The sequence below is a fragment of the Mycobacterium arosiense ATCC BAA-1401 = DSM 45069 genome (assembly GCF_002086125.1).
GTDB classification, from domain to species: Bacteria; Actinomycetota; Actinomycetes; order Mycobacteriales; family Mycobacteriaceae; genus Mycobacterium; species Mycobacterium arosiense.
Window position 1 is genome coordinate 1 of sequence record NZ_MVHG01000388.1, and the last position, 239, is coordinate 239.

A 239-nucleotide genomic window follows, 5' to 3' on the forward strand; every position below is an offset into this window, starting at 1 on the left:
CTTCGGCTTCGGCGCTCTTTCCCAGTTGGTCGGCCTGATCGTGCCAACCGCCATGGGCGCTATTGCCGGGGGCACGGTCGGTCTCTTCACCAATGCAGAGACGGCTGTCGGTTACTTGGGCCAATACCGGGAAAACTTCGGTCCCGGTGATGTAGGCCGCACCACCATCTAATTAGAAAAGTCGCACTCCGGCACTTCATGCGTTTGAACTTTCGCAAGGGTGTCGGAGTGTCATGCAA

The 239-nt window shown here is 57.7% G+C and carries 1 pseudogene; it reads left to right on the top strand.

The annotated features are described in order from the left end of the window. Nucleotides 1-172: pseudogene (gene tesG, locus BST14_RS32290) on the top strand (type I secretion effector TesG); the annotation flags it as partial. Between the last annotated feature and the right edge of the window lie 67 nt (nucleotides 173-239).